This is a genomic window from Streptomyces sp. Tu6071 (genome assembly GCF_000213055.1).
Lineage (GTDB): Bacteria > Actinomycetota > Actinomycetes > Streptomycetales > Streptomycetaceae > Streptomyces > Streptomyces evansiae.
The window spans coordinates 116,524-142,115 of sequence record NZ_CM001165.1 but is presented as its reverse complement, the minus strand read 5'-3'; the positions used below and the strand labels follow the sequence as shown (position 1 = coordinate 142,115).

Annotated in this window: 21 protein-coding genes; 11 read left to right on the top strand and 10 right to left on the bottom strand. The window is 74.0% G+C overall.

The annotated features are described in order from the left end of the window. Positions 1-78 precede the first annotated feature (78 nt). The 5 genes from lnt to STTU_RS00535 all read left to right on the top strand — a co-directional run bounded on the left by lnt (position 79) and on the right by STTU_RS00535 (position 6,987). Positions 79-1,677 carry an apolipoprotein N-acyltransferase gene (lnt, locus tag STTU_RS00560; protein WP_007818719.1) on the top strand — a complete coding sequence of 533 codons (1,599 nt, stop codon included), beginning with the start codon at positions 79-81 and terminating at the stop codon, positions 1,675-1,677. 99 nt (positions 1,678-1,776) lie between these two features. Beyond that, positions 1,777-2,286 carry an NUDIX hydrolase gene (locus STTU_RS00555; RefSeq protein ID WP_007818718.1) on the top strand — a complete coding sequence of 170 codons (510 nt, stop codon included), beginning with the start codon at positions 1,777-1,779 and terminating at the stop codon, positions 2,284-2,286. Between the two features lie 4 nt (positions 2,287-2,290). Further along, complete coding sequence (locus tag STTU_RS00550) at positions 2,291-3,307, top strand: helix-turn-helix transcriptional regulator (protein WP_007818717.1); 1,017 nt, start codon at positions 2,291-2,293, stop codon at positions 3,305-3,307. Between the two features lie 852 nt (positions 3,308-4,159). Further along, positions 4,160-6,112, top strand: coding sequence for a S53 family peptidase (locus STTU_RS00540; RefSeq protein ID WP_043253638.1), 1,953 nt, complete (start codon positions 4,160-4,162; stop codon positions 6,110-6,112). A 137-nt stretch (positions 6,113-6,249) separates the two neighbouring features. Next, entirely contained in the window at positions 6,250-6,987 is a 738-nt protein-coding gene (locus STTU_RS00535) for an SDR family NAD(P)-dependent oxidoreductase (RefSeq protein WP_007818714.1), read from the top strand. A gap of 133 nt (positions 6,988-7,120) precedes the next feature. Here STTU_RS00535 and STTU_RS00530 read toward each other — a convergent pair whose 3' ends face one another. Beyond that, on the bottom strand, positions 7,121-8,941 hold the full coding sequence (locus tag STTU_RS00530) for a hypothetical protein (RefSeq protein ID WP_043256933.1): 1,821 nt from the start codon (positions 8,939-8,941) through the stop codon (positions 7,121-7,123). 313 nt (positions 8,942-9,254) lie between these two features. Between STTU_RS00530 and STTU_RS32550 the strand changes: the two genes are divergently transcribed. Continuing rightward, positions 9,255-9,668, top strand: a complete 414-nt coding sequence (locus STTU_RS32550) for a tyrosinase family oxidase copper chaperone (RefSeq protein WP_043253636.1) — start codon at positions 9,255-9,257, stop codon at positions 9,666-9,668. A gap of 36 nt (positions 9,669-9,704) precedes the next feature. Further along, a complete protein-coding gene (locus tag STTU_RS00520) occupies positions 9,705-10,571 on the top strand; it encodes a tyrosinase family protein (protein WP_007818708.1) in 867 nt (288 codons plus the stop codon). 142 nt (positions 10,572-10,713) lie between these two features. Here STTU_RS00520 and STTU_RS00515 read toward each other — a convergent pair whose 3' ends face one another. Next, positions 10,714-11,001: a chaplin gene (locus STTU_RS00515; RefSeq protein ID WP_007818707.1), complete on the bottom strand. Its 288-nt coding sequence runs from the start codon at positions 10,999-11,001 to the stop codon at positions 10,714-10,716. Positions 11,002-11,279: 278 nt separating this feature from the next. Here STTU_RS00515 and STTU_RS00510 point away from each other — a divergent pair, with 278 nt between their 5' ends. From STTU_RS00510 to STTU_RS00500, 3 genes are read left to right on the top strand one after another with little or no spacing between them, the layout of a single operon-like run. Beyond that, positions 11,280-11,846 (top strand): (2Fe-2S)-binding protein, encoded by a 567-nt coding sequence (locus STTU_RS00510; protein ID WP_010270244.1) that lies wholly within the window; start codon positions 11,280-11,282, stop codon positions 11,844-11,846. Continuing rightward, positions 11,843-12,853 (top strand): FAD binding domain-containing protein, encoded by a 1,011-nt coding sequence (locus STTU_RS00505; protein ID WP_007818705.1) that lies wholly within the window; start codon positions 11,843-11,845, stop codon positions 12,851-12,853. Before STTU_RS00510 ends, STTU_RS00505 begins: the two co-directional genes overlap by 4 nt. Then, entirely contained in the window at positions 12,850-14,958 is a 2,109-nt protein-coding gene (locus STTU_RS00500) for a xanthine dehydrogenase family protein molybdopterin-binding subunit (protein WP_043253634.1), read from the top strand. The genes STTU_RS00505 and STTU_RS00500 overlap by 4 nt, the downstream gene beginning before the upstream one ends. A gap of 64 nt (positions 14,959-15,022) precedes the next feature. On the opposite strand, the gene STTU_RS00495 is transcribed toward STTU_RS00500, so the two are convergent. The 8 genes from STTU_RS00495 to STTU_RS00460 all read right to left on the bottom strand — a co-directional run bounded on the left by STTU_RS00495 (position 15,023) and on the right by STTU_RS00460 (position 24,947). Further along, the gene (locus STTU_RS00495; protein ID WP_007818702.1) at positions 15,023-16,420 is read right to left on the bottom strand and encodes an NADP-dependent succinic semialdehyde dehydrogenase; all 1,398 of its coding nucleotides are present in this window, start codon (positions 16,418-16,420) and stop codon (positions 15,023-15,025) included. A 115-nt stretch (positions 16,421-16,535) separates the two neighbouring features. Next, positions 16,536-17,003: an NUDIX domain-containing protein gene (locus tag STTU_RS00490; protein WP_007818700.1), complete on the bottom strand. Its 468-nt coding sequence runs from the start codon at positions 17,001-17,003 to the stop codon at positions 16,536-16,538. Positions 17,004-17,057: 54 nt separating this feature from the next. Beyond that, entirely contained in the window at positions 17,058-18,416 is a 1,359-nt protein-coding gene (locus STTU_RS00485) for a hypothetical protein (RefSeq protein WP_007818699.1), read from the bottom strand. A gap of 62 nt (positions 18,417-18,478) precedes the next feature. Further along, positions 18,479-20,521, bottom strand: coding sequence for a TIM-barrel domain-containing protein (locus STTU_RS00480; RefSeq protein WP_007818698.1), 2,043 nt, complete (start codon positions 20,519-20,521; stop codon positions 18,479-18,481). Between the two features lie 63 nt (positions 20,522-20,584). Continuing rightward, positions 20,585-21,421 carry a carbohydrate ABC transporter permease gene (locus STTU_RS00475; RefSeq protein ID WP_007818696.1) on the bottom strand — a complete coding sequence of 279 codons (837 nt, stop codon included), beginning with the start codon at positions 21,419-21,421 and terminating at the stop codon, positions 20,585-20,587. 3 nt (positions 21,422-21,424) lie between these two features. Continuing rightward, positions 21,425-22,387, bottom strand: coding sequence for a carbohydrate ABC transporter permease (locus STTU_RS00470; protein WP_007818695.1), 963 nt, complete (start codon positions 22,385-22,387; stop codon positions 21,425-21,427). Between the two features lie 44 nt (positions 22,388-22,431). Continuing rightward, positions 22,432-23,550 (bottom strand): extracellular solute-binding protein, encoded by a 1,119-nt coding sequence (locus STTU_RS00465; RefSeq protein ID WP_007818694.1) that lies wholly within the window; start codon positions 23,548-23,550, stop codon positions 22,432-22,434. Between the two features lie 434 nt (positions 23,551-23,984). Beyond that, complete coding sequence (locus tag STTU_RS00460; protein WP_234019350.1) at positions 23,985-24,947, bottom strand: LacI family DNA-binding transcriptional regulator; 963 nt, start codon at positions 24,945-24,947, stop codon at positions 23,985-23,987. Between the two features lie 361 nt (positions 24,948-25,308). Here STTU_RS00460 and STTU_RS00455 point away from each other — a divergent pair, with 361 nt between their 5' ends. Beyond that, a complete protein-coding gene (locus tag STTU_RS00455; RefSeq protein WP_370684160.1) occupies positions 25,309-25,584 on the top strand; it encodes a hypothetical protein in 276 nt (91 codons plus the stop codon). Positions 25,585-25,592 lie beyond the last annotated feature (8 nt).

Below are 25,592 nucleotides of genomic sequence, written 5' to 3'. Positions count from 1 at the left end.
CGGACGCGCGACGCGCCCTCCCACCCGAGACCCACGCCACAGGGCCACCTCCCGCCCCCCGGCCGTAAACTCCGGAGCGTGACCGTCACCCTTTCCCCACCGGACGAAGCCTCGCCGCCCGCCCCCGCGTCCCGGGGCGGGCGGCGACTGCTGCGCCTCGTGCCCGCCGCCGGCGCCGTCCTCGCCGGCGTGCTCCTGTACCTGAGCTTCCCGCCCCGTACGGTGTGGTGGCTCGCGCTCCCCGCCTTCGCCCTGCTCGCCTGGGTCCTCCACGGCCGGAGCTGGAAGGCGGGACTCGGCCTCGGCTACCTCTTCGGTCTCGGCTACTTCCTCCCGCTCCTCGTCTGGACCGGCGTCGAGGTCGGCTCCGGACCCTGGCTCGCGCTCGCCGCCGCCGAAGCGGTCTTCGGCGCCCTCGTCGGCGCCGGGATCGCCCTCGTCTCACGGCTGCCCGCCGCGCCCCTGTGGGCCGCGGCGCTCTGGACGGCGGGCGAGGCCGCCCGCGCCCGGGTCCCCTTCGGCGGCTTCCCCTGGGGCAAGGTCGCCTTCGGCCAGGCCGACGGCGTCTTCCTGCCGCTCGCCGCGCTCGGCGGCACGCCCGTGCTCGGCTTCGCCGTCGTCCTGTGCGGCTTCGGCCTGTACGCGGCCGGGCGGGCGCTGTACGAGCGCCGCGCGCGCGGCGTGCTGCCCCGCGCCGCCGCGCTCACCGCCGGTCTCGCCGTCCTCCTGCCCCTCGCCGGCGCCCTCGCCTCGCGCGCGCTCGTCTCGGACGAGGCGGAGGCCGGCACGGCGCGGGTCGCCGTCATCCAGGGCAACGTGCCCCGCGCCGGCCTGGAGTTCAACGCCCAGCGCCGCGCCGTCCTCGACTACCACGTCAAGGAGACCAAGCGGCTCGCGGAGCGCGTGGACCGCGGCGAGGTCAAGCGACCCGACTTCGTGCTGTGGCCCGAGAACTCCTCCGACATCGACCCCTTCCGCAACCCCGACGCGAGCGCCGCGATCGACAGCGCGGCGCAGGCGATCAAGGCCCCGATCTCGGTCGGCGCCGTCGTCGAGAAGGACGACGGCAAGCTCTACAACGAGCAGGTCCTGTGGCTCCCGGGCAAGGGCCCCACGGCGACGTACGACAAGCGGCAGATCCAGCCCTTCGGCGAGTACCTGCCGATGCGTTCCCTGCTCCACAGGATCAACGACTCCTGGACGACGATGGTCGCCCAGGACTTCAGCCGCGGCACCGCCCCCGGCGTCTTCACCATCGACGGCACCCGCGTCGGCATCGCCACGTGCTACGAGGCCGCCTTCGACTGGGCCGTGCGCGACACCGTCACCCACGGTGCCGAGCTGATCTCCGTGCCGAGCAACAACGCGACGTTCGACCGCAGCGAGATGACCTACCAGCAGCTCGCCATGTCCCGCGTCCGCGCCGTCGAGCACAGCCGCAGCGTCACCGTGCCCGTCACCAGCGGGGTCAGCGCCGTCATCCGCCCGGACGGGGAGATCGTTCAGCGCACGGGCATGTTCGTGCCCGCGACGCTCGTCGACGACGTCCCGCTGCGCACCTCGGAGACCCCGGCGACCCGGATGGGCATCGCGCCCGAGACGGCACTCGTCGTCGTCGCGGCCGGTGGCCTCGCCTGGGCGATCACCCGCGGCGTGCGCGGGCGCCGCGCCGCCTGAGCCCCGGTCCGGGCGTCCCCCCGGCCCCGTCCGCGTCAGCGCGTGAGCCCCCGCCCGGTGCGCGGGCTCACGCGCGGCGCCTCCCGATAGGGTCGGGCCATGCCCACCCCGGAATTCATCCTCGGCCTGCGCCAGAAGATCGGCCAGGACCTTCTCCTCCTGCCCGGCGTCAGCGGTGTCGTCCTCGACGAGGCGGGACGCCTCCTCCTCGGACGCCGCGCCGACACCGGCAGATGGAACCTTCCCGCAGGGATCTGCGAACCGGACGAACAGCCCGCCGAGACCATCGTCCGCGAGGTCCAGGAGGAGACCGGGGTGCACTGCGAGGTCGAACGCCTCGTCCTCGTCGAGACCCTCAAGCCGATCGCCTACCCCAACGGCGACCGCTGCCAGTTCCTCGACCTCACCTTCCGCTGCCGTGCCACGGGCGGCGAGGCGTTCGCCGCCGACGAGGAGTCCCTGGAGGTCGGCTGGTTCGCGCTCGACGCCCTCCCGCCCCTGGAGCGCTTCTCCCTCCTCCGCATCGAGCGGGCGCTCGGCGAGGAGGAGTCCGCGTGGTTCGCGCGCACCCAGGCCGAGGTGGACGACCGGAACACCGCGGCGCTCTGAGCCGATGCGCGCCGCCCGCCTCCTGCGCATGGCCCTGCTCGTCCAGTCCTCGCCCGGCCTCACCGCCGCCGCGCTCGCGCGCGCCCTGGAGGTCTCCGAGCGCACCGTGATCCGCGACGCGCAGGCCCTCCGGGAGGCGGGCGTCCCGGTACGGGCGGAGCGCGGGCGGGCCGGCGGCTACCACCTCGCCCCCGGGCACCGCACGCGGCTCACGAGCCTGCACCCGACCGAGGCCGAGACTCTCTACCTCGGCGGACTGCCCACCGCGCTCGCCGACCTCGGCCTCGGCCAGGCCGCGGGCACCGCGCGCCTCAAGCTCGCCGCCACCCTGCTCCCCTCGCTGCGCGCCGCCGCCGAGTCCTCCGTGCGCCGCTTCCACCTCGACGCCCCCGCCTGGTTCAGCGAACCCGCCGCGCCCCCGCTCCTCCCCGCCCTCGCCCGCGCCGTGTGGGACGACCGCACGGTCCGCCTGCGCTACGCCCGCCCGGCGCGCGAGGACCGCCCCGCCCGCACCGTCGCCCGCGTCTACGAGCCGTACGGCCTCGTCCTCAAGGCCGGGGTCTGGTACGTGGTCGGGCGGGTCCCCGGCGAGGGCGCGCGGACCGCCGCGTGGCGCACGTACCGCGTCGAACGCGTCACCACGCTCGAACCGTGCGAGCCCTTCGTCCGCCTGGCCTCCTTCGACCTCGCCACGCACTGGCGCGCCGAGGCGGAGCGCTTCGCCCGCGCCCTGCTGCGCACCCCCGTCACGCTGTGCCTGACCCCCGAGGGCCTGCGCCGCCTCCCCACCGCGCTCGGCCCCGCGAGCACCGATGGACTGATACCCGGCCCACCGGCCCCGGACGGCCGCGTCACCGTCACGGTCCCCACCGAGTCCGAGGACGTCGCCTTCGAGCAGCTCGCCCCCCTCGGCGCCGACGCCGAGATCCTCGCCCCGCCCACCCTGCGCGCCCGCTGCGCGGCCCACGCCCGCGCCTCGGCGGAGCGCTACGGGACCGGCGCCGAGGCGTCCGCACCGTGACAGGGGCTCAGGACGCGGCGCCAGGGCGCCCGAAGAGCTCCCTCAAGTCCGTGGCGGTAAACCCCGGTGCCTCCCACGCCGCGAAGGGGCCACGCCGTGTGGCGCGCGAAGTCGAGGGCGCGGTCCGCCCAGCGGCGCGGCGGACGGTCAGGTCGGCCGGGGAGACGGCCACGGCGGCGGGGACACGCGTGACGCGGCGGGTCAAACCCCGGTCGTACTCCCAGGAGGGCAGGAACGAGGTGGAGTTCGTGTCCGTGAACCAGTGCAGCGACGCCTGCGTCAGGGCGTCGTCGTCGCTCGTCCGCGTCCGCGGCTCCCCGCCGCGGTCCGTCCAGGCGCGGTACTTCTCCACGATCCGGGCGAGCAGCCCGGCGGGGGAGTCCGCGAGAGCGGGGCTCGGCGTGAGCGGGCGCGTGCTCTGCTCGTGCCGGCAGCCGCCGTGAAGGCGTCGCGGGAGGTGCCGCCGTGGCCCGAGGGCTCGGCGAGGGGGCGAGCGCAGGTAGTGCGCCGGGGTGCCGTCGATATCGGCGAAGTGCGAGAGCGGTGAGTTGAGTTCGGCCTCGTGCGCGCGCCAGTCGAAGCCCTTCCGGCCGGGCCCGGGGCAGGCGGGCGGCGCGTGTACGGAGGGGCGTGCGGGGCGGGGTGAGGTGGGGTACCGGTGCTGGAAAGGGCGTCATGTCCCTTTGTGATGTGCCCACTTGGGGAGCGCTTTGGTGTTGCCGTGGTCCGCCTTTGGCACTTCCCAGACCAACGCATGGACCCCACGTGAACACTTGATCGACAGAGTGAACGGTGCGTGCGGCCGTGTCCTGGAAGACCGCACCTCATCCCTCCGTCACCCCAGGGGGTTTCATGAGACCTGTTCGTCCCCGTTCGCGCGCCGCGATGCTGCGGGCCGCCGCGCTGCCGCTGGCCGTCGGGTGCCTCGCACTCGCCGTTCCCGCGGCCTCCGCCGACTCCGGCCACGCCGTGAAGCGCCAGACGCTCGCCGGGCTCACCCCGCACTGGGCCACGGGCTCCGCCGACCGCGGCGCCCTGTCCGCGGGCAAGCAGCTCACCGTCCGGGTCTACCTGGCCGGGCGTGACGCGGCGGGCCTCGCCCGCTACGCCACCCAGGTCTCCGACCCCTCCTCGCCCGCCTACGGCAAGTACCTCACGCCGAAGCAGACGCGGGAGCGCTTCGGCGCCGACGCGCACCAGATCAGCGAGATCACCTCCTGGCTGCACGGCGCCGGGCTCCAGGTCGCCGACCGGGACCAGAACTACCTCACCGTCACCGGCCGGGCCTCCGCCGTCGAGCGCGCCTTCTCCACCAAGCTGCACAACTACGCGCGTAGCGGCCACACCTACCACGCGCCGCTCTCGACCCCGTCGGTGCCGGCCTCGCTCGACGGCGCCGTCCTCACCGTGACGGGCCTCGACAACGCCCCGCACAAGGCGCGCCACGACGAGACGCTGCCGCCGCCGGACGCCGTCTTCCGCAACGCCGGGCCCTTCTCGACGTACTTCGGCTCGAAGACGAACAAGAAGCTGCCCTCGGCCTTCGGCTCGAAGGCCCCGTACGCCGTCAAGGGGTACACGGGCAAGCAGCTCCGTGCCGCCTACGGCGCGGGCAAGGAGACCGGCAAGGGCGTCACCGTCGCGATCACCGACGCCTACGCCTCGCCCACCATCGCCGCCGACGCGAGCCAGTACGCCAAGCGCAACGGTGACAAGAAGTTCCGCAAGGGCCAGCTCACCCAGGTTCTGCCCACGGACTACGACAGCACCGAGGAATGCGGCGCCTCCGGCTGGTACGGCGAGGAGACCCTCGACGTCGAGGCCGTGCACGCCGTCGCCCCGGACGCCGACATCGTCTACGCCGGTGCCGCCTCCTGCTACGACGACGACCTGCTCGACTCGCTCAGCAAGGTCGTCGACGGGCGCCTCGCGGACATCGTCTCCAACTCCTGGGGCGACCTGGAGTCGAACGAGACGACGGCCAGTGCCGCCGCCTACGACCAGGTGTTCCAGCGCGGCGCGGTCGAGGGCATCGGCTTCTACTTCTCCTCCGGCGACAACGGCGACAACGTCGCGTCGAGCGGGACGAAGCAGGTCGACATGCCGACCAACTCCGCCTGGGTGACCGCGGTCGGCGGGACCTCGCTCGCGGTCGGCAAGGGCGACAAGTACCAGTGGGAGACGGGCTGGGGCACCCAGAACGCCCCGCTCTCCGCCGACGGCGACTCCTGGACCGGCTTCCCCGGCGCCTACACCTCGGGCGCGGGCGGCGGCACCAGCAAGCTCGTCGAGCAGCCGTTCTACCAGCGCGGTGTGGTGCCCGGGAAGCTCGCGAAGGCGAACGGCAAGCAGGCCATGCGAACCATCCCCGACATCGCGGCGGTCGCCGACCCGAACACCGGTTTCCTCGTGGGCCAGACGCAGACCTTCCCCGACGGCTCGCTCCAGTACGGCGAGTACCGCATCGGCGGGACCTCGCTGGCCGCGCCCGTCGTCGCCGGGGTGCAGGCCCTCGCGCAGCAGGCGCAGCACGGTGTCCCGATCGGCTTCGCCAACCCGGCGATCTACGACCGGTACGGCACCTCGGCCTACCACGACGTCACCGACTCCCCGCTCGGCAAGGGCAAGGGGCTCGCGGTCGTCCGCACCGACTACGTCAACAGCTACGACGACAGCGACGGGACGAGGACGACCCTGCGTGTCCTCGGCAAGGACGCCTCGCTCAAGGCGGTCCCCGGCTACGACGACGTCACCGGCGTCGGCACCCCGGCCGGCGGCTACCTGAAGTCCTTCCGCAGGCGCTGAACCCGCGCCGAGCCCCCTCCCCGGCTCGGTGCCCCCGCCCGGCCCCGGTACGCCCCGCGCGTGCCGGGGCCGGGCGTCTTGGCAGGTGGTGCCCCGTCTAGGGTGAGGGTCACAGCGAGCGAGCCCCTGGAGGAGCCATGTCCCGTCAGCAGGTCACCGTGGTCACCGGCGGCAGCCGGGGGATCGGCGCCGCCGTCGTGGCGCGGCTCGCCGACGAGGGCCACCACGTCGCGGTCGGTTACCACGCGGGCCGCGAGGAGGCCGAGGCCGTCGCCGAGGACGCGCGGGCGCGGGGCGTGAAGGCCGTCGCGATCGGCGGGGACACCGCCGACGAGGCCGACGTCGAGCGGCTCTTCGACGAGGCGGCCGGCGCGCTCGGCCCGGTCACCGGGCTCGTCAACAACGCGGGTGTCAGCGGCCCGATCGGCAGGCTCGCGGACGCCGACGCCGCCGGGATGCGCCGCGCACTCGACGTCAATGTCCTCGGCTGCCTGCTGTGCGCGCGCCGTGCCGTGCGCGACTGGGAGCGCGACGGCATCCAGGGCGCGATCGTCAACATCTCCTCCGGCGCCGCGACGCTCGGCTCGCCCGGCGAGTTCATTCACTACGCGGCGAGCAAGGCCGCCGTGGACGCGCTCACCATCGGCCTCTCCAAGGAGGTCGGCCCCTCCGGCATCCGGGTCAACTCCGTCGCCCCCGGCGCCGTGGTGACCGACTTCCACCCCGACCCGGAGCGCCCGGCGCGGATGGCCGCCGGGGTCCCGCTGCGGCGCATCGGTGAACTCTCCGAGATCGCCGCCGCCGTCGCCTGGTTCCTGTCGCCCGAGTCCTCGTACGCGACCGGGGCGATCCTGCGGGTGACGGGGGGCCGCTGAGCGCGGCCGGTACGCGCCGGATCGCTCGGGCCCCGTACCGCCGTCCCTGCCACGACACGGGCCGGGGCCCGGTCACCGTCCGGCGAAGGTGACCGGGCCCCGGCTGTCCTCGGGGCGGTGGGTGCCGGGCCGCTTATGGCCAGGACACCACCTGCGAGGGGATCGTGTCGGTGCCCGAGGTGGCGCCGCCGACATCGTTGATGACGTGGTTGTACTGGCCCATGCCGCCGAGCGAGACGACGAGCAGGTCGTGGAACTTCACGCCCGGGTTGGCCGGGGCCTGGAAGCCGTTGTCCTGCTGGATCGAGGGATCGGCGGTGAAGTTGCAGTAACTGCCGAGCCCCCAGCCCTCGTGGGTCCGCACCGAGTCCGCGACCTTGTACGCCGCGAAGCCCTTCGTGGCGCCGTCCTGGACCGCGGCCTGGTTCGGGGCGTCGTACGCCTTCTCGTTCTGGAAGAAGATCGTCCGGCCGCGCTCGCCGTTCCACAGCACGTCGTACTTGTTGAAGTGCTCGACGAACAGGCCCGTCGCGAGGACGTCGTCGCCGTTCACCGTGAACCCGTAGTCCGCGCGGTTGGTCTCCCAGCCGACCCCGTCGCCGTGGTCGGCCCGCCAGATCCAGGTGTGGTCGATGATCGTGTCGTCACTGTTGATCACCATGCCGTTGTCCGCCTTGCCGGGACCGGCGCCGCCGACCCGGATGAAGACGTCCTGGAGCGAGGTGGGGTTCGCCGCGTGGTCCGTGTGCGTCCCCTTCGTGCCGACCTCGACGAGCGTGTCCGACTTGGTGGTGCCCGCGTCCACGAGGAGACCGGCCACCTTCACGCCGTCCACGTCGCCGACGCGCAGCGCCGTCGCGCCGCCGTCCGGCACGATCGTCGCGTAGCCGAGGCCCAGCACGACCGTATTGGGCCGGTTGATCTCGATGGGCTTGTCGACGTGGTAGATCCCCGGCGTGAAGAGCAGGTGCAGGCCCTGCTCGACCGCCTGGTTGATCGTGTCGGCGCTCGTACCCGGCTTGACCACGTAGAACTGGTCGAGCGAGAGGGACTCGCCCGCCGGGTTGCCCCCCTCCCAGGTGGTGCCGCGCGCGTTCTCGCGCTTGGCGGGGACGAACACCTTGTAGTCGTTCCCGTCGAGGTAGAGGAACGGCTTCTCGCGCGAGACGGGCGTCGAGTCCAAGGTGGTGTACGGCGGCTCGGGGAAGGACTGCGCCGGAGCGCCGTTCACCCCCGAGAACACCATGTTCCACACGCCGTTGGTCCACCCGCCGACCGAGCTGTCACGCGTGTACCACTGCTGCTGCGAGTACGGGCCGACCTCGCCGTCGATCTTGCTGTCGGCGATGTAGCCGCCACTGGCCCAGCCGTACCCGTCCGGCGCGAGGTTGAGCCCGCCCTTGACGTGCATCCGGCGGAACGGCGCGGCCTGCGCGACGGCCCAGCGGTCCGTGCCGTTGACCGGGTTGAGCGCCAGGTTCTCCGCCGAACGCCAGAAGTTCTGCGTGGCATTGCCGTTGAACCAGCCGGCGTCCACGGTGACATCACCGTTGAAGGTGGTGTCGTCCGGGCTCAGGCCGAGCCCGGATATCGAGGTGTAGAAGCCGAGTTGGACATTGAGATTGTCATACGTGCCGGGCTTGAACAGGAGCTGGTAGCGCCCGTCGCCGAACTGGGCGGACTCCTGCTGCTTGAAGATCGTGTCCACCTGACCCTGGATATCGGGGGTCGAGGGGTCGAAGACCTTCACGTTCGGGCCGAGATCCCCGCCGCCGGGCAGGTCCGCGGCCGTCGCCTGCCCCGTGGGCGCGAGCAGGAACAGCGGCGTGAGCAGGGCCGAGACGGCGGTGAGCACGGTCGCGCGGCGCCGGCCGCGCGAACGGGTGGACCCGGCGGTTCTGTGGGGAGAACCGGTGGGGGGATCGGTGCGGGACTTCGTGGGGGGAAAGGGCATGTGCGCCACTCCAAGGGTCGTGGACCGTGCGTGACGATGCTTCACCGATGTTACGAACACGTCAAGTCCTGTGCACGGATAGGTTTTTGACCCCTCGCTGCCTTCAACTCCTGTTTCCGGATTCCTTGTTATCGAGGGCGACTCACCGGGAATTGCGCGCTTTCGCGGCCCTCCTCGCCCCCCTCCCGCCTTCGGCTTCTGACCGATGAAGCCGTACGGCCGAGCAACCGCCCCGCGCACCGCTCGTTGTCCCCAGCGGGCGGCCCCCCGCCCCGACCAGCACACTCGACGACGAGGACGGAGCCCCACCCGTATGGCCGCACTCACCCCCCTCGAAAACGCACCGCTCCCCGAAGCCGCCCCGCCCGCACCCCCCGTACCTCCGGCCCCACCGCGCCCCCGCCGCCGCGGCGTCCTCGGCGCCCTGCTCGCGCTCACCGGGCTCGCCGGGACCGCCGGCGCCCTCACACCGCTCCTGCGCACCTCCCGGGAGAACACCGCCACGGGTGCCGGCGCGACCGAGACGTACCGGGGCAGGCACCTCGCGTACGGCCCCGACTGGGCCACGATCGACGGCCGCGCCCTGCACCTCATGCCCCGCGCGGACGGCGGCTTCATCAGCTCCGTCGACCACTTCACCTCGTACCCCAGCACCCGGGCGGCGGCGCGCGCCGCCGTCGACGAACTCGGCGGCGCCCGGCTCAGCACCCCGGCGTACGGCGCCTGAGACGCAGGCAAGCGACCCGCAGGAGGGACCGCCCCGATGACGTACACCCGCAAGAACCAGCGCGACCTGAGCGCCGCCGAGCGCGAGCGCTTCGTCGCCGCCGTGCTCGCCCTCAAACGCTCAGGACGCTACGACGACTACGTCCGCACCCACATCCGCTACTACACCTCCGACGGCGCGAAGGGCCTGCGCGCCGCCCACATGACGCCCTCCTTCCTGCCCTGGCACCGCAGGTTCCTCCTGGAGTTCGAAGACGACCTGCGCGAGATCGACGGACGCGTCACCGTCCCTTACTGGGACTGGACGAAGGACCGCACCGCCAAGGCCGCGCTGTGGCGCGAGGACTTCCTCGGCGGCGACGGACGCGGCTCCGACCAGCAGGTCACCACCGGCGCCTTCGCCCACGCGCACGGCGACTGGACCCTCACCGAGTCCACCGACGACCGCCCCTACCTGCGCCGCGCCTTCGGCCGCCCCCAGGACCCCATGGACCTCCCCACCCCGCAGGACCTCGACGAGGCCGCCTCCGACACCACGTACGACTCCTCGCCCTGGGACTCCACCGCCCCGCGCGGCTTCCGCAACAAACTGGAGGGCTGGGGCAGCGGCCGGGGCAACGCCCGCTGGCGCAACCACAACCGCGTCCACCGCTGGGTCGGCGGCACGATGCTCAGCGGCGCCTCGCCCAACGACCCGGTCTTCTGGCTCCACCACGCCTTCGTCGACCTCGTCTGGTCCCGCTGGCAGCGGGCCAACCCCCGCTCCGGCTACCTGCCCGACCGGCCGCTGCCGCTCGGCAACTCCCAGCGGGGCCGCGTCCCGACCCTGGAGGACCCCATGCCCCCGTGGCGCGTGAAGCCCTCCGAACTGCTCGACCACAGCGGGATCTACCGGTACGCGTGAACGCCGCGCGGCTGGCGCGCGGCGGACATGCGGCGGCCCCGGGGCGCGAGCGCGCCCCGGGGCCGGTCCTCGTCACGAGCGGGTGCCGACCGGATCGCACGGGTGCCCGGTCGGCCCGCCGTCACCGCAGGGGCCGGACGGCTCAGTTGCCGTAGCCCTCGTCGCCGTAGCCACCGTGGTCGTGGCCGCCGTCGACGTTGGCGCAGGTGTTGCCGAACGCCGGGTTGAGCAGACCGATGACGTCGATCGTGTTGCCGCACAGGTTCACGGGGATGTGGACCGGGACCTGCACGGCGTTGCCCGACAGGACACCCGGGGAACCGGCGGCCAGGCCCTGGGCACCGGCGTCGGCGGCGGCGAGGCCCGCGCCGGAGGCGACCAGGGCACCCGTGCCCGCGAGAACGGCGGCGGTCTTCGCGATACGCGACATGTCTGTATTCCTTCCAAGAGGCAGCGGCCACACCCCGTGACCGCTGTGCCCTCTCCAACGCGCGTGCCCACGACGGGTCACGCTCCGCGCCGTCACGTGTGGCAGTCGGGTGACGGGACCCGCTCCCGCCCGTGCCCGGCGGGCCCCCGGGCCCGTACCACCGCAGTCTTGACCCCGCGCCACGACGCGCGGACCACCCCGTGACCAGGCGCGGGACGCCCGAGCCCGTGGCGGCCCGCCGGACGCCCGCCCGACCGCCTCCCCAGGAAAGGAAGCCCGTGCCCCAGCCGGAGAACACCCCCGCCGAGCCCCGCTTCAGCGCCGAGAGCCCCCACCACTCGGACCTCACCCTCCGTGTCAACGGCACCGTGTACGACGTTCCCGCCCTCGACCACCGCACCGCGCTCATCGACCTGCTGCGCGAACACCTCGGCCTCACCGGCACCAAGAAGGGCTGCGACCACGGCCAGTGCGGCGCGTGCACCGTGCTCGTCGGCGGACGCCGCGTCAACAGCTGCCTCGTCCTCGCCGTCACGTGCCAGGACGCCGAGGTCACCACCGTCGAGGGCCTCGCGGACGGGGAACGGCTCCACCCGCTCCAGGAGGCGTTCCTCGCCCACGACGCCTACCAGTGCGGCTACTGCACCCCCGGACAGCTCTGCTCCGCCCTCGGCCTCCTCGCCGAGGCCGAGGCCGGACACCCCTCGCTCGTCACCCCGCCCGGACGCCCGCCCGGACCCGTACCGCTCGACGACGCCGAGATCCGCGAACGGCTCAGCGGCAACCTGTGCCGCTGCGGCGCCTACCCGCACCTCGTCCGCGCCGTCGCGGAGGTCGCCCGGTGAAACCCTTCGGCTACGTCCGCGCCCGCACCGTCCCCGAGGCGATCGAGGCCCACACGAGCGCACCCGCGGCGCGCTACCTCGGCGGCGGCACCAACCTCGTCGACCTCATGAAACTCGGCGTCGAGACCCCCGCGACCCTCGTCGACATCAGCGCCCTGCCCCTCGACACCGTCGAGGACACCCCCGGGAACGGCCTGCGCGCCGGCGCGGGCGTCCGCAACAGCGACCTCGCCGCGCACCCCCGCGTCCGCGCCGACTGGCCCGTCCTCTCGCAGGCACTCCTCGCGGGAGCGTCCGGGCAGCTCCGCAACGCCGCCACGACCGGCGGCAACCTCCTCCAGCGCACCCGCTGTCCCTACTTCCAGGACCTCGCGCAGCCCTGCAACAAACGCGCCCCCGGCACCGGCTGCGCGGCGCTCACCGGGCACAGCCGCGAACTCGCCGTCCTCGGCGCCTCCCCCTCCTGCCTCGCGACCCACCCCTCGGACATGGCCGTCGCCCTCGCCGCGCTCGACGCCGAACTGACCGTCGCGGGCCCCGGCGGCACCCGTACCCTCCCCGTCACCGAACTCCACCGCCTGCCCGGCGCGCACCCCGAACGCGACACGACCCTCGCCCCCGGCGAACTCATCACCGCCGTCACCCTGCCGCCAGCCACCGCCGGGGCCCCCTCCGCCTACCGCAAGGCCCGCGACCGCGCCTCCTACGCCTTCGCCCTCGTCTCCGTCGCCGCCGTCCTGCGCCTCGACCCCGACGGCACCGTGCGGCAGGCCAGGCTCGCGTTCGGCGGCGTCGCGCCCCGGCCCTGGCGCGCGCTGCGCGCCGAGGACGTCCTCACCGGGGCGCGCGCCGACGAGGAGACCTTCCGCCGCGCCGCGGACGCCGAACTCGCCCAGGCCGCGCCCCGCCCCGACAACGCCTTCAAGGTCCCCCTCGCCAGGGAACTCGCCGTCGCCGTCCTCGCCGACCTCGCCACCGCCCAGACCGCCCCGGAGCCGCAGCCGTGAACACCCCCGCCCCCGTCCTCGGCACCGACGTCCCCCGCGCCGAGGGCCGGGCCAAGGTCACCGGGACCGCCCGCTACGCCGCCGAGCACCTCCCGCCGCGCCTCGCGTACGCCTGGCCCGTCCCCGCGACCGTCGCCTCCGGACGCGTCACCGCCGTCCACGACACCGAGGTCCTGCGCCTGCCCGGGGTCGTCGCCGTCCTCAGCCACGAGAACGCCCGCCGCCTCGCGACACCCGACGACCCCACGCTGCACGTCCTCCAGGACCCGCGCGTCCCGCACTTCGGCTGGTACGTCGCCGTCGTCGTCGCCGAGACCCTGGAAGCCGCCCGCGCCGGGGCCCTCGCCCTGCGCGTCACTTACGAGACCGACCCGCACGACGTGGAACTGCGCCCGGGACACACCGGCATCTACCGCCCGCACGACGCGAACGGCGGCAATCCCACCGACCGCGAGCGCGGCGACTTCGCCGACGCCTTCGCCACCGCTCCCATCCGCGTCGACCGCACCTACCGCATCGCCCCGCTCCACAACCATCCCATGGAGCCGCACGCGAGCGTCGCCTCGTGGGAGGCGGGACGACTCGTCGTCCACGACAGCAGCCAGGGCACCAACGCCGTCCGCACCGCCCTCGCCACGCTCTTCGGCATGCCGGAAGAGGACATCACCGTCCACTCCCCGCACGTCGGCGGCGGCTTCGGCTCCAAGGGCACCCCGCGCCCGCAGCCCGTCCTCGCCGCGCTCGCGGCGCTGCACGTCGGGCGGCCCGTCAAACTCGCCCTGCCGCGCCGCCAGTTGCCCGCCGTCGTCGGGCACCGCGCCCCGACCCTGCACCGCGTGCGGCTCGGGGCCGCCGAGGACGGCACGCTCAGCGCCCTGGCCCACGAGATCATCACGCACACCTCGCGGATCAAGGAGTTCGTCGAACAGGCCGCCGTGCCCGCCCGCGTCATGTACACCTCGCCGCACAGCCGCACGACCCACCGCGTCCTGCCCCTCGACGTCCCCAGCCCCTCCTGGATGCGCGCCCCCGGCGAGGCCCCCGGCATGTTCGCACTCGAATCGGCCATGGACGAACTCGCCGAGGCCGCCGGGATCGACCCCGTCGAACTGCGGGTCCGCAACGAGCCCGACGCGGAGCCCGACTCGGGACGGCCCTTCAGCAGCCGCCACCTCGTCGAGTGCCTGCGCGAAGGCGCGGAACGCTTCGGCTGGCACACCCGCGACCCGCGCCCCGGCGCGCGCCGCGAGGGACGCCTCCTGCTCGGCACCGGCGTCGCGGCGGCGACGTACCCGGTCCTCGTCTCCCCCTCGACGGCCGAGGCCACCGCGCGCCCCGACGGCACGTACGCGGTACGGATCAACGCCACCGACATCGGCACGGGTGCCCGCACCGTCCTCGCGCAGATCGCCGCCGACGCGCTCGGCGTCCCGCTCGACCGCGTCGCCCTCGCCCTCGGCGACAGCGACCTGCCCCGCGCCCCGCTCGCGGGCGGCTCGTCCGGCACCGCCTCCTGGGGCTGGGCCGTCCACCAGGCGTGCACGGAACTCCTCGAAGCCCTCGGCGGGTTCGACGGCTCCGTGCCCGCCGAAGGGCTCACCGTCGCGGCCGACACGACCGACCTCGCGGGCGCCGAGTCCCCGTACGCGCGGCACGCCTTCGGCGCCCACTTCGCCGAGGTGCAGGTCGACACCGTGACCGGCGAGGTGCGCGCCCGGCGCCTCCTCGGCCACTACGCGGCGGGCCGCATCCTCAACTCGCGCACCGCCCGCTCCCAGTTCAGGGGCGCCATGGTCATGGGCCTCGGCATGGCCCTCACCGAGGGCAGCTCGCTCGACCCGGCCTCGGGCGCCTTCGTCGAGGCCGACCTCGCCGCCTACCACGTACCGGCCTGTGCCGACACGCCGAACATCGCGGCGGACTGGCTCGACGAGGAGGACCCGCACCTCAACCCCATGGGCAGCAAGGGCATCGGCGAGATCGGCATCGTCGGCACCGCCGCCGCCCTCGCCAACGCCGTCCACCACGCGACGGGGGTCCGCTTCAGGGACCTGCCGCTCACCCCGGACAAGATCCTCGCGGGGCTGGCGGGGGAGGGCGACTGACGAGGTACACGCGAGGGGCGCCCCGGCAGACCCGGGGCGCCCCTCGCGTATCGCCGGGGACCTCTCAGTCCTCCGGCCCCTCCCACACCGTCGTGACGTTGCAGAACTCCTTGATCCCGTGCCCCGCCAGCTCGCGCCCGTACCCCGAACGCTTGACGCCGCCGAAGGGGAGCGCCGGGTGCGAGGCCGTCATGCCGTTGAAGAAGACCCCGCCCGCCTCGATGTCCCGCACGCAGCGCTCCTTCTCGGCGGCGTCCCGCGTCCACACGTTGGAGCTGAGCCCGAACGAGGTGTCGTTCGCGAGGCCGATGCCCTCGTCCAGGCCGGTGAAGCGGTAGAGCGTCGCGACCGGCCCGAAGGTCTCCTCGCGGTGGATGCGCATCTCCGGGGTGATGTCCGCGAGCACCGTCGGCTCGTAGAACCAGCCCGCCGGGCGGTCCTCCGGCCGCTTCCCGCCGGTCAGGACGCGCGCGCCCTTCGCGACCGCGTCGTCCACCAGCTCCTCCAGGTCCGCGCGCCCCTGCTCGCTGGAGAGCGGCCCCACGTCCGTGTGCTCGTCCATCGGGTCGCCGACCCTCAGCGCCGCGACGCCCGCGACGAAGGCGCGCGCGAACTCCTCGTACGCGTCCGTGTGCACGAGGAACCGCTTCGCCGCGATGCACGACTGCCCGTTGTTCTGCACGCGCGCCGTCACCGCCGTGCGCGCCGCCGCCTCGACGTCGGCGGAGGGCAGCACGAGGTACGGGTCGCTGCCGCCCAGCTCCAGGACCGTCCGCTTGATCTCGTCGCCCGCGATCGCGGCCACCGAGCGCCCGGCCGGCTCGCTCCCCGTGAGCGTCGCCGCCTTCACGCGCGGATCGCGCAGGATCGCCTCGATCGCCGACGAAGGCACCAGGAGCGTCTGGAAGGCGCCCTCGGGGAAACCCGCGCGGCGGAAGAGATCACCCAGGTAGAGCGCGGTCTGCGGGACGTTCGACGCGTGCTTGAGCAGCCCCACGTTCCCCGCCATCAGGGCGGGCGCGGCGAAGCGCACGACCTGCCACAGCGGGAAGTTCCACGGCATGACCGCGAGCACGACGCCGAGCGGCCGGTACACGACCCGCGCCGCGCGTGCCCCCGAGTCCTCGACGTCCCGCTGCTCGGGGTGCTCGTCCGCGAGCAGCCCCTCGGCGCGGTCCGCGTACCAGCGCATCGCCTTGACGCACTTCGCCGCCTCCGCGCGCGCCGCCGCGTACGTCTTGCCCATCTCCAGGGTCATCGTCCGCCCGATCTCGGCCTCCTCCTTCTCCAGGAGATCGGCCGCGGCGCGCAGCAGCCGCGCGCGCTCGGCGAAGGACGTCGTACGGTACGTGGCGAACGTGCGGTCCGCGAGGGCGAGCCGCCGTTCCACCTCGTCCCCGGACAAGGCGTCGAACGTCCGGACCGTCTCGCCGTCGACCGGGTTCACCGTCGCGATGGGCATGGCTCTCCTCCTGGCAGGTACTCGTCCACTCCCACGCTCGCGCGCCTGCGACAGGCGTGCAAACGGGGCCGTACGGGACACGTGCCCCGCGTGCCGCGCCGAATGCCCCGCCGCCTCAGCCCAGGTGTTCCAGGAGCCGGTCCACGAACGCCCCCTGCGCCTTCACGAGCTTCCCGCGCGCCTCCTCGGGGGCGAACCAGCCCACCCGGTCCAGCTCCGGGAACTCCTGGCGGCGCCCCGAGCGCGGCGGCCACTCCATCGTGAACGTCCCCGGGCGCAGCGCCGCCGGGTCGAAGTCCCCGCCCACGGCCCACACCTTCACGTGCTTGCCGCCGCTCTGCCGGATCTCGCCGAGCGACGTGTAGGGGCCCGGCGGGGGCGGGGCGCCCAGCTCCTCGGTGAACTCGCGCACCGCCGCGTCGAGCGGCGCCTCCTGCTCGGTGTACTCGCCCTTCGGGACCGACCAGGCCCCCGCGTCCTTGCGCGCCCACAGCGGCCCGCCCATGTGCCCGAGCAGCACCTGGAGGCCCGCGTCGTCGGTCGTGCGGTGCACCAGCAGGCCCGCGCTGCGTCGAATCGCCATGCGCCCAGTCTCGTGCCGGGGGCCGCGCCGCGCACGGCCCCCGGCACGGAGACCTCAGCCTGTGACGCTCACGCTGAAGGCGTCCTGCCCCGACTCCGGGCGCAGCGGCAGCGTGACGCTGTCCGTCCCGGCCGGGACGTCCGTCGTGCTCACGGTGACCGGCGCGTCGAGCGGCGCCGTGTCGGGTATGCGGCGCACGGTGACGGTGACGCTGCCGAGCCGCGCGAGGCCCCGCAGCGTCAGGTCCGTGTCCGCGGCACCGCCCGAGGGCGCCCCGAGGAGCACTCCGGCCGAGCGCGCCCCGGCGTGCACCGCGGCCACCGCGTCGAACGGACCGTCCGCCGCGGTGCGCGCGTACACGCCGTCGAGCTTCGCGTACGCCTCGTACACCCACCACTGCCCGGTCCTGCGCAGTGCCCCCGAGCCGTCCCGCATGAGCACCCCGTCGAGCGTTCCGGCGGCGCAGCAGTCGTCCCAGATGGCGTGCGAGGCCGAGGGGATGCCGGAGGCGGCGAGGCGTGCCAGGTACCACGCCTGGTGCCCGGCGTGCTGCTCGTCGGCGTGCAGGTACTCGTTCATGCCGAGCGCGACGCCGTCGAGCCCGCGGGCGGCGAGCAGCCCGCGCGCGCTCGCCGCGTCCGCCACCGGGTCCTGGCTGAAGTGCCAGTTCAGGATGTCGGGCACGGTTCCCGCCGCCTTCGCGTGGTGCAGGAAGGGACCGAGGTTGCCCGCGCTGTAGTCCCACAGCGAGGGACCGACGAGCGGCATCCCGGGCAGCTCCTCGCGCAGCACACGCACCGCCGTGTCCCACATCCCGTAGTACTGCTCGGTGTGGAAGCCCGGCGGGAAGAACGCCCCGGCGGGCTCGTTCCACACGTCGAGGCGCACGTCGAGCCCCGAGGCGCGCACGTCCCGGGCGAGCCGCCGCAGGAACGACTCCCAGTTCCCGCAGTCGCCGCCCGCGCAGGGGTAGACCGTGTCGGGCGCCTGCGTCGTGTCCGCGCCCCACACGTCGCTCACGAGGAGGTCGTACGTGCCGTGGTGCGGCGCCGTGGTGAGCCGCCGCGCCTGCGCGAGCGCGGAGGTGATCCGGCGCTGGTAGCCGGGCCCGGCCGTGTAGCCGTCCCCGGCCCAGCCGCCGCCGTCGAGCCGCGCCCCGCCGCCGCGCCCCGACGTGGGCTCCAGCGGGGCGAGGAGGTCGTCGCCGGGACCGCTGCCGTCCTCGGTGAGGCCGTACAGGAAGCCGGAGCCGACCCCGGTGACGGGCCCGGAGGTGTCGGCGAGGTCGACGGTGACGGAGTGCGGCGCCGCCGAGGCGGGGGAGCCGGGGCCGAGCGCGCAGGCGGTGAGCAGCGTCACCGCGCCGAGCGCCCTCAGGAGGTGGTGCCTCGTCCGTGCGGGTGTGGGGGACACGTCGTGCTCCTTCGGTGGGGGCCCGCCCGGCGGGTGCCGGACGGGGGATCAGGGGGTACGGGTCACGCGCCGCGGACCGCGTCGAGCACCGGGTCCGCCCCGGCCCGTACGAAGACGGGGACGCGCTCCAGCGGCGCCTTCGCCGTCACCGTCGTCCCGCCCGCGTGGGTCTCGCCGCTCGCCGCGTCCGTCCAGTCGGCGCCCGCGGGCAGGTAGACCTCCCGCTCGCGCGCCCCGAGCCGCGTCACCGGCGCGACGAGCAGGTCCGGGCCGCAGAGGAAGCTGTCCTCCGCCTCCCAGGCGCGGGGGTCGGAGGGGAAGCCGAGGAAGAGCGGGCGGAGCAGCGGCAGGCCCGTGTCCGCCGCCTCTTCGAGATGTGCCGCGAGGTAGGCGGCGAGGCGGTGGCGCAGGCCGAGCTGGGCGCGCAGGATCGCGTACGCCTCCTCGCCGTACGACCACAGCTCGTTGGGCCCGCCGCTGTGCCCGGCCGAGAAGGCGCCGCGCGGCTCGCGGTGGCCGTGCATGCGGAGCAGCGGGCAGAAGACGGCGAACTGGAACCAGCGCACGAGCAGTTCGCGGTACGCGGGGTCCCCGGGGTCGCCACCGTGGAAGCCGCCGATGTCCGTCGTCCACCACGGGATGCCGCTCAGCCCCGCGCTGAGCCCCGCGCGGATCTGCGCGCCGAGCGCCGCGAACGTCGCGGGGATGTCGCCCGACCACAGCGCGGCGCCGTAGCGCTGACTGCCCGCCCACGCGGAGCGCACGAGGGACACCGTCGCCTCGCCGTGCGCCGCGTCCCCGGGGCGCCGCGCGTTCTCGGCCTGCGTGTGCTCCCAGAAGCCGCGCACGTGCGCGAGGGGGTAGAGGTTCGCGACCGCGCGGCCCTCGCCCGCCGCGTACCGCAGGTGCGCGTGCTGCTCGGGGAAGATCTCCGGCTCGCAGGCGTCGAGCCACCACGTACGGAAACCGAGCGCGTAGTAGTTCTCCCTGACCCGCTCCCAGACGTAGGCGCGGGCGCGCGGCTCGGTCGGGTCGTAGAACGCGACGGGCAGCTCGCGACCGCCGAAACCGGCGTCGGGGAACGAGTGGTGGAAGGGCTGGCCCTGCGCCGTGCCCACGAGCAGCCCCCGCTCCCGCATCGGGGCGAAGTTCTCGCTCAGCGCGTTGACGGAGGGCCACACCGAGAGCAGCGGGCGCACCCCGAGCGAGGCGAGTTCGGTGACCATCGCGGCCGGGTCGGGCCAGTCGGCGGGGTCGAAACTCCAGTCGCCCTGGTGCCGCCAGTGGAAGTAGTCGACCGCGACGACGGAGAGCGGCAGGCCCCGCTCGTGGTACGCGCGCACCACCGACAGCAGCTCCTCCTGCGTGCGGTAGCGCAGTTTCGACTGCCACAGGCCGAGCGCCCACGCGGGGAGCCGGGGCGCGTGCCCGGTCGCGTCCGCGTAGTGCGCGAGGAGCGCGGCGGGGTCCTCGCCCGTCGTGACCCAGTAGTCGAACTGCTCCGCCGCGTCCGCGACCCAGCGCGTCCCGTTCGCCGCGAACTCGACGCGCCCGACCGCCGGCTGGTTCCACAGCAGCCCGTAGCCGCGAGAGGAGAGCACGAACGGGATCGAGACCTCGCCGTTGCGCTGCACGAGGTCGAGGACCAGGTGCTTGTGGTCGAGCAGGCCGTGCGTGTGCTGCCCGAGGCCGTACAGGCGCTCGTCCTCGTACGCGGCGAAGCGCTGCTCCAGACGGTGGTGGACGCCGTCGACGGGCGTGAACTGGCGCGGGCCCGGCCAGGCGAAGTGCCCGCGCCGCTCGCGCAGCAGTTCGCCGCCGCCCGTGCGGTGGAAGCTCAGCAGCCCCTCGGCGTCGAGCCGCACGGTCAGCGCCCCGACCGTGAGCGTCGCCGAGCCGTCCGGGTGGTCGACGCGCTGCGCCGCGACCCGCTCCGGCCCGTCGAGCAGCGCCCCGGGCAGGTCGTGCGCGACGGCGTGCCGCGCGGCCCGCACCCGGACGCTGTCGGCGCCCCAGGGCTGGACGAGGAGGGTGTGCTCGGCGCTCGTCCAGGAGAGCGCGGGGGTGCCGCCGGGGGCGGGGGTGAGAGAGCCGTTCAGGGACAAGACGGTCCTTCCGCGCGGCCCGCGCGGGGCGGCGAACAGGTGCGGTGGAGGGGAGGCGGCGGGTCAGTCCTTGACCGCGCCCGAAGTGAGTCCCGCGGCGACGTGCCGCTGCGCGACGACGAGGAGCACGGCGGCGGGGAGCGAGGCGATGACGGCCGTGGCCATCACCGAGTTCCAGCTCGTCGTGTTCGTCCCGGCGCCGATGTAGTCGTAGAGACCGACCGTGATCGGCTGCCACGTGCCGGAGTCGGGAGTGAGCGTCGTGGCGAACATGAAGTCGCCCCACGCGAAGAGAAAGGTGAAGAGCCCGGCGGTGACGAGCGCGTTGCGCGCCATGGGCAGGACGATCGTCACGAAGGTACGGACCGCGCCCGCGCCGTCGAGCGCCGCGGCCTCCACCAGCTCCCCGGGCACCGAGGTCATGAAGGCGCGCAGCACGAGCACGGCGAAGGGCACGGCGAGCGTCGAGTCCGCGAGGATCAGCGCGAACGCCGAGTCGAGCAGGTGGGCCGGACCGAAGATCTCGTACAGCGCGTTCGCCATGACGATCCCGGGCACGAGCTGGACCACGAGCAGCACGCTGAGCAAGCCCTTCCCGCCCGGGGCGCGCAGGAGTGCGAGCGCGTACGCGGCCGGGGCGGCGATGAGCAGCGTGAGCGCCGTCGCGCCGAGCGCCACCACGAGCGAGGCGAGCAGGTGCCCGCCCTGCTGCGCGAAGGCGTCCCGGTAGCCGTGCAGCGTGCCCCCGAGGGGGAACCACAGCGCGGAGCGGCGGGCGAGCTGCTCATTGGTCTGGAAGGACGCGTTGACCATCCAGTACAGCGGGAAGAGCATCACCGCGACGATCAGCAGGGCGAGGACCGTGCGGACGGGGGAGCGGCGGCCGGTGAGGGTGGTCATGGGTCACTTCCGTCCGGGCGCGGTGTGGTCCTCGGCGCGCATCGACCGCAGGTAGAGGAGGGCGAAGGCCGTCGCCACGACGATGAGGAGGTTCCCCGCCGCCGCGCCGAGACCGAACTGCGAGAGCCCGCCGAAGGAGAGCTGGTAGCCGTACGTCGTGACGGTCTGCGTGGCGTTCGCCGGGCCGCCCTTCGTCATCACCCAGATGACGTCGAAGACCTTCAGCGTGTAGACGAGGCCGAGCGTCAGCACGACCCCGATCACCGGGCGCAGTTGCGGCAGTGTGATGTACCGGAACCTGGCGACGGGTCCGGCCCCGTCGAGCGCCGCCGCCTCGTAGAGCGCGCCGGGGATGGCCTGGAGCCCGCCGTGCAGGATCACCATGTTGAACGGCACGCCGATCCAGATGTTGCACAGCAGCACCCCGGCCATCGCGTACCCCGGGTCGTTGAGCCAGGGCACCGGGTCGTCGACGAGGCGCAGCGCGAGCAGCACCTGGTTCACCACGCCGTTGCTCGTGTCGAGCATCCACCGGAACACCGTCCCGGCGACGACGAGCGGCAGCAGCCACGGCACCAGGAGCAGCGAGCGCAGCACCCCGCCGAGCGGGAAGGACCGCCGGAAGAACTCGGCGAGCCCGAGGCCGATGACGAACTGGGCGAGCAGCGAGACGACGACGAACACGAGCGTGTTGCCGAGCGTCTTGTGGAAGACCGGGTCGTCGAACAGGCGACGGTAGTTGGCGAGCCCGTTCCAGGGCGCGTCCCCGCTGTACACCGACCGGATGCCGTAGTCCTGGAAGGACAGCAGCAGGTTCCGCGCGAGCGGGTAGAGGAAGAACACCGCCGTGTGGACCACGACGGGGACGAGGAAGGCGAGCCGCAGCAGGAACGACCTGCGGACCTTCCCGGTCCGCCCGCTCGTGGTGCCGGGCGCGGTACGGGGCTCGCTCAGCGCGTACGCCATGTCAGGCCCCCGGAGCGGGGCGGGCACCCGGCGCGGCCACGTGCTCATCGGCTCGCCTCGGCCTGCGCGGCGGCGAGCGCGGCGGACGGGCTCCTCTGCCCGGCGAGCGCGGCCTGCACGGCGGTCCAGAGCGCCTGCGAGGCGGCCGGGTACGTGGCCCCGAGCTTCGCCGTCCGCCCCCGCGCCCCCGCGATGCCGTCCACGAAGGGCTTCATCTGCGGCTGCTCGGCGGCGAGTTCGGCGGCGGCGCTCTTCGCCGCGGGGACGTACTGCGTCAGCTTCGACCACGTGAGGCTGTTCTTCTCGTTCACCATGCAGGAGATGACCTCGGCGGCCTTGCGGGACTTCTCCGCGCCGTTGTTCCCGGCCGCCCACACCTCGCCGCCCAGTGCCCCCGACGGCGTGCCGCCCTTCGCCGGTACGGGCATCGGCACGACGCCGTAGTCCGCCTCCGACATCCCGGCCTTCTTCAACTGCGGGAGCTGCCAGGGCCCGTTGACCATCATCCCGAGCGAACCGTTCGCGAACTGCTCCTGCACGTTCGCCTGCGTCCAGCTCAGCACGTCCTTTGGTGCCGCGCCCTCCTTGACGAGCGTGTCCAGGAAGGTGAGGGCCCGCACCGCCTCCGGCGAGTCGAGCTTCGACAACTCGGCCCCCGCCGAGAGGAAGAACGACTCGAACTGGAAGCTGCCCTCCTCGGTCGCGGGAACCGCGAATCCGAGCCCGTGCCGCTTGCTCGACGTGAGCTTCTTCGCGGCCTTCCCGAGCGCGTCCCACGTCGTGGGCGGGGTGAGGCCCGCGTCCGCGAGGAGCTTCTTGTCGTAGTACAGGGCAAGGGAGTTGGCGCCCGGGGCGACCCCGTACAGCTTCCCCTCGTACTGCCCGGCCGCGACCACGTTCTCGTACAAGCCCTCCGTCCTGAGCCCCGCCGCACCGAGGTCGGTGAGCGCGCCCGTGGCCGCGAGCTGCTGGAGATCGGGGTTGTCGAGGAGCACGAGGTCGGGCACGGCGTGCGAACCGGCGAGCTGGATGAGCCTCGTCCGCAGGTCGGGCACGATCTTGCGGCGCACCGTCACCCCGGCCTTCCTGCCGCAGGAGTCGAGGAGCTTCGGCAGCGCGCTCATCGTCGGGTCGGTGTTGTAGCAGTCCATCTCGGTCAGCACGAGCCGGCCCCGAGGAGTCCTTCGCCGCGGAACCGCCGCCGTCCCCGCCGCACGCGGCCAGGAGCGCGGTGGCGGTCGCCGTCGCGGTGGTGAGCAGCGCGAACCGGCGCGCGCGGTGGGCGGTACGGGGCGTTCTGCGCGGTGTACGGGACATGGCGAGGTCCTCTCGGGGGCACGGCGACGGAGCCCGTCGCGGAGGGACGGGCGAGTGGGGCCGCGCGTGCGGTGGGCTGGTGGGCCGCGAGGCGCGGTGGTGATGCGCGTGCCCGCGGCCCGCTGGTACGGGCGGCGGCGCGCGGACGCGGGCATGCCGGGGGGCATGGGGACGCGGGAAAGGGAGTGACGTGGTGCCGGTGACCGTTCCCCGGTCGGGCGGCGTGCCGGGGGAGCGGTGGTACGCGTGCGCGGGCGCCGCGGGCGGGGCCCGGCGTGGGTCAGGCGGAGGCGGGGGCCGGGCCCTCGGTGCCGCGCGGGAGGAAGGGCGGGCTGAGCAGGACGTGGGCGAGCGCCTCCTCGGGGTGGGTGACACGGCGCAGCAGGGCCTCGACGGCGTTGCGCCCCATCTCGGCGGTGGGCACGTCGGCGCCGCCGATCTGCGGCTCGTGGGCGCGGGCGTGCTCCTCGGACGTGACGGCGAGCAGCGAGAGGTCGCGGGGCACCACGACCCGCGCGGACCGCAGGGCGGCGACGACGCCGTCGAGCGCGCGCTCGTTGACCGTCACGATCGCGGTCGGCGGCGGCACCAGGGTGCCGAGCAACCGCCGTGTCACCTCGGCCCCCGACTCCTCCTCGTCCTCCGCGCAGACCGCCGTCCCGCGCAGGTCGTGCGCGACGACGGCCTTCTCGAAGGCGTCGAGTGCCCGGAAGGCGGGCCCGTACTCCCGGTCGAGGAGCCGCTGCGGACGGTTGATCAGGGCGATCCGCTCGTGCCCGAGCGCGGCGAGCCGTGTCACCGCCTCGGTCACGAGCCCCGCGTAGTCGAGGTCGACCCAGCTGTGCGCCTCCTCGGCCCCGGTCCTGCCGATCGTGACGAACGGCAGCCCCTCCTCGGTGAGCCGCGCGACCCGGCTGTCGTGGAGCATCGTCTCCATCACGATCACGCCGTCCACCCTGCGCTCCCCGACCATCCGGTCGAAGGCGCTCTCGTGCGCCTCGCCGCTCGGCGAGAGCAGGACGTCGTGGTCGTGCGCCGCCGCCGCCTCGGCGACCGCGCCGACGAAGCGGAGCTGCTCCGCGACCAGGTGCTCGCTCGTGGGCGGGATGACGAGACCGAAGGTCCGCGTGGAGCCGTGGGCGAGGGCCCGTGCCGTGGCGCTCGGACGGTAGCCCGACTCCTCCACGACCCGCATGACCCGCTCCCTGATCGCCTCGGACACCTGCCGCTTCCCGCTCAGCACGTACGAGACCGTGCTGCGCGAAACCCCGGCCCTGCGAGCGATCTCGCCGATGTTCACCACAGCCTCCTGACGACGGTGTCCTGACGGTGCGTGAGGTGAAGGTACCGCTGCCCCGGAGCGAACTGCCGTGCCCCGGGGACCACTTCGTGCGAACCGGTTCGCGAACCGGTTCGCAACGCATTACAGACAGGTTTCGCCGGGCCGTCAAGATCCCGTGCACGAAGTTTCTCCGGGGCATGTCCCCGTGGCCCGGGTACGCGCGCTAGGGGCCGGCGCCTTCCGTTCGCGCGGCGGCTGTACGGGGCGCGGGTCTGGCGCGGCGCCCCGCCTCCCGCGCGCGGCCGTCCTACACTCCGGGCCCATGACATCGATGCCGGGCGATCCCACGTACACCGTCGTCCTCAAGCCCCAGATCACCGACGAGGCTGGGCACCTCGACCACGGAACGGAGCTGCGCCGCGCGGTCGTCCGCCCGACGGGCGCCGAGGGCACGAGCGGCTATCCGCGCTTCGCGGGCGAGGGCGTGGAAGCCGACATCAACCCCGAGAACCACGCGGTCGAGGCGGTCACGGTCGACAACGAGGAACTGCCCATCGGGTGGGTGGCGGAAGCGCTGCCGGGGGAACGGCGGGTCTGAGGCGGGGC

Excerpts from the sequence above, each read along its gene's own strand:
- STTU_RS00550 (WP_007818717.1), top strand. The coding sequence starts at position 2,291 with ATGCGCGCCGCCCGCCTCCTGCGCATGGCCCTGCTCGTCCAGTCCTCG.
- STTU_RS00540 (WP_043253638.1), top strand. The coding sequence starts at position 4,160 with ATGAGACCTGTTCGTCCCCGTTCGCGCGCCGCGATGCTGCGGGCCGCC.
- STTU_RS32550 (WP_043253636.1), top strand. The coding sequence starts at position 9,255 with ATGGCCGCACTCACCCCCCTCGAAAACGCACCGCTCCCCGAAGCCGCC.
- STTU_RS00520 (WP_007818708.1), top strand. The coding sequence starts at position 9,705 with ATGACGTACACCCGCAAGAACCAGCGCGACCTGAGCGCCGCCGAGCGC.
- STTU_RS00490 (WP_007818700.1), bottom strand. The coding sequence starts at position 17,003 with ATGGCGATTCGACGCAGCGCGGGCCTGCTGGTGCACCGCACGACCGAC.
- STTU_RS00515 (WP_007818707.1), bottom strand. The coding sequence starts at position 11,001 with ATGTCGCGTATCGCGAAGACCGCCGCCGTTCTCGCGGGCACGGGTGCC.
- STTU_RS00495 (WP_007818702.1), bottom strand. The coding sequence starts at position 16,420 with ATGCCCATCGCGACGGTGAACCCGGTCGACGGCGAGACGGTCCGGACG.
- STTU_RS00535 (WP_007818714.1), top strand. The coding sequence starts at position 6,250 with ATGTCCCGTCAGCAGGTCACCGTGGTCACCGGCGGCAGCCGGGGGATC.
- STTU_RS00475 (WP_007818696.1), bottom strand. The coding sequence starts at position 21,421 with ATGACCACCCTCACCGGCCGCCGCTCCCCCGTCCGCACGGTCCTCGCC.
- STTU_RS00455 (WP_370684160.1), top strand. The coding sequence starts at position 25,309 with ATGACATCGATGCCGGGCGATCCCACGTACACCGTCGTCCTCAAGCCC.
- STTU_RS00555 (WP_007818718.1), top strand. The coding sequence starts at position 1,777 with ATGCCCACCCCGGAATTCATCCTCGGCCTGCGCCAGAAGATCGGCCAG.
- STTU_RS00530 (WP_043256933.1), bottom strand. The coding sequence starts at position 8,941 with ATGCCCTTTCCCCCCACGAAGTCCCGCACCGATCCCCCCACCGGTTCT.
- STTU_RS00470 (WP_007818695.1), bottom strand. The coding sequence starts at position 22,387 with ATGGCGTACGCGCTGAGCGAGCCCCGTACCGCGCCCGGCACCACGAGC.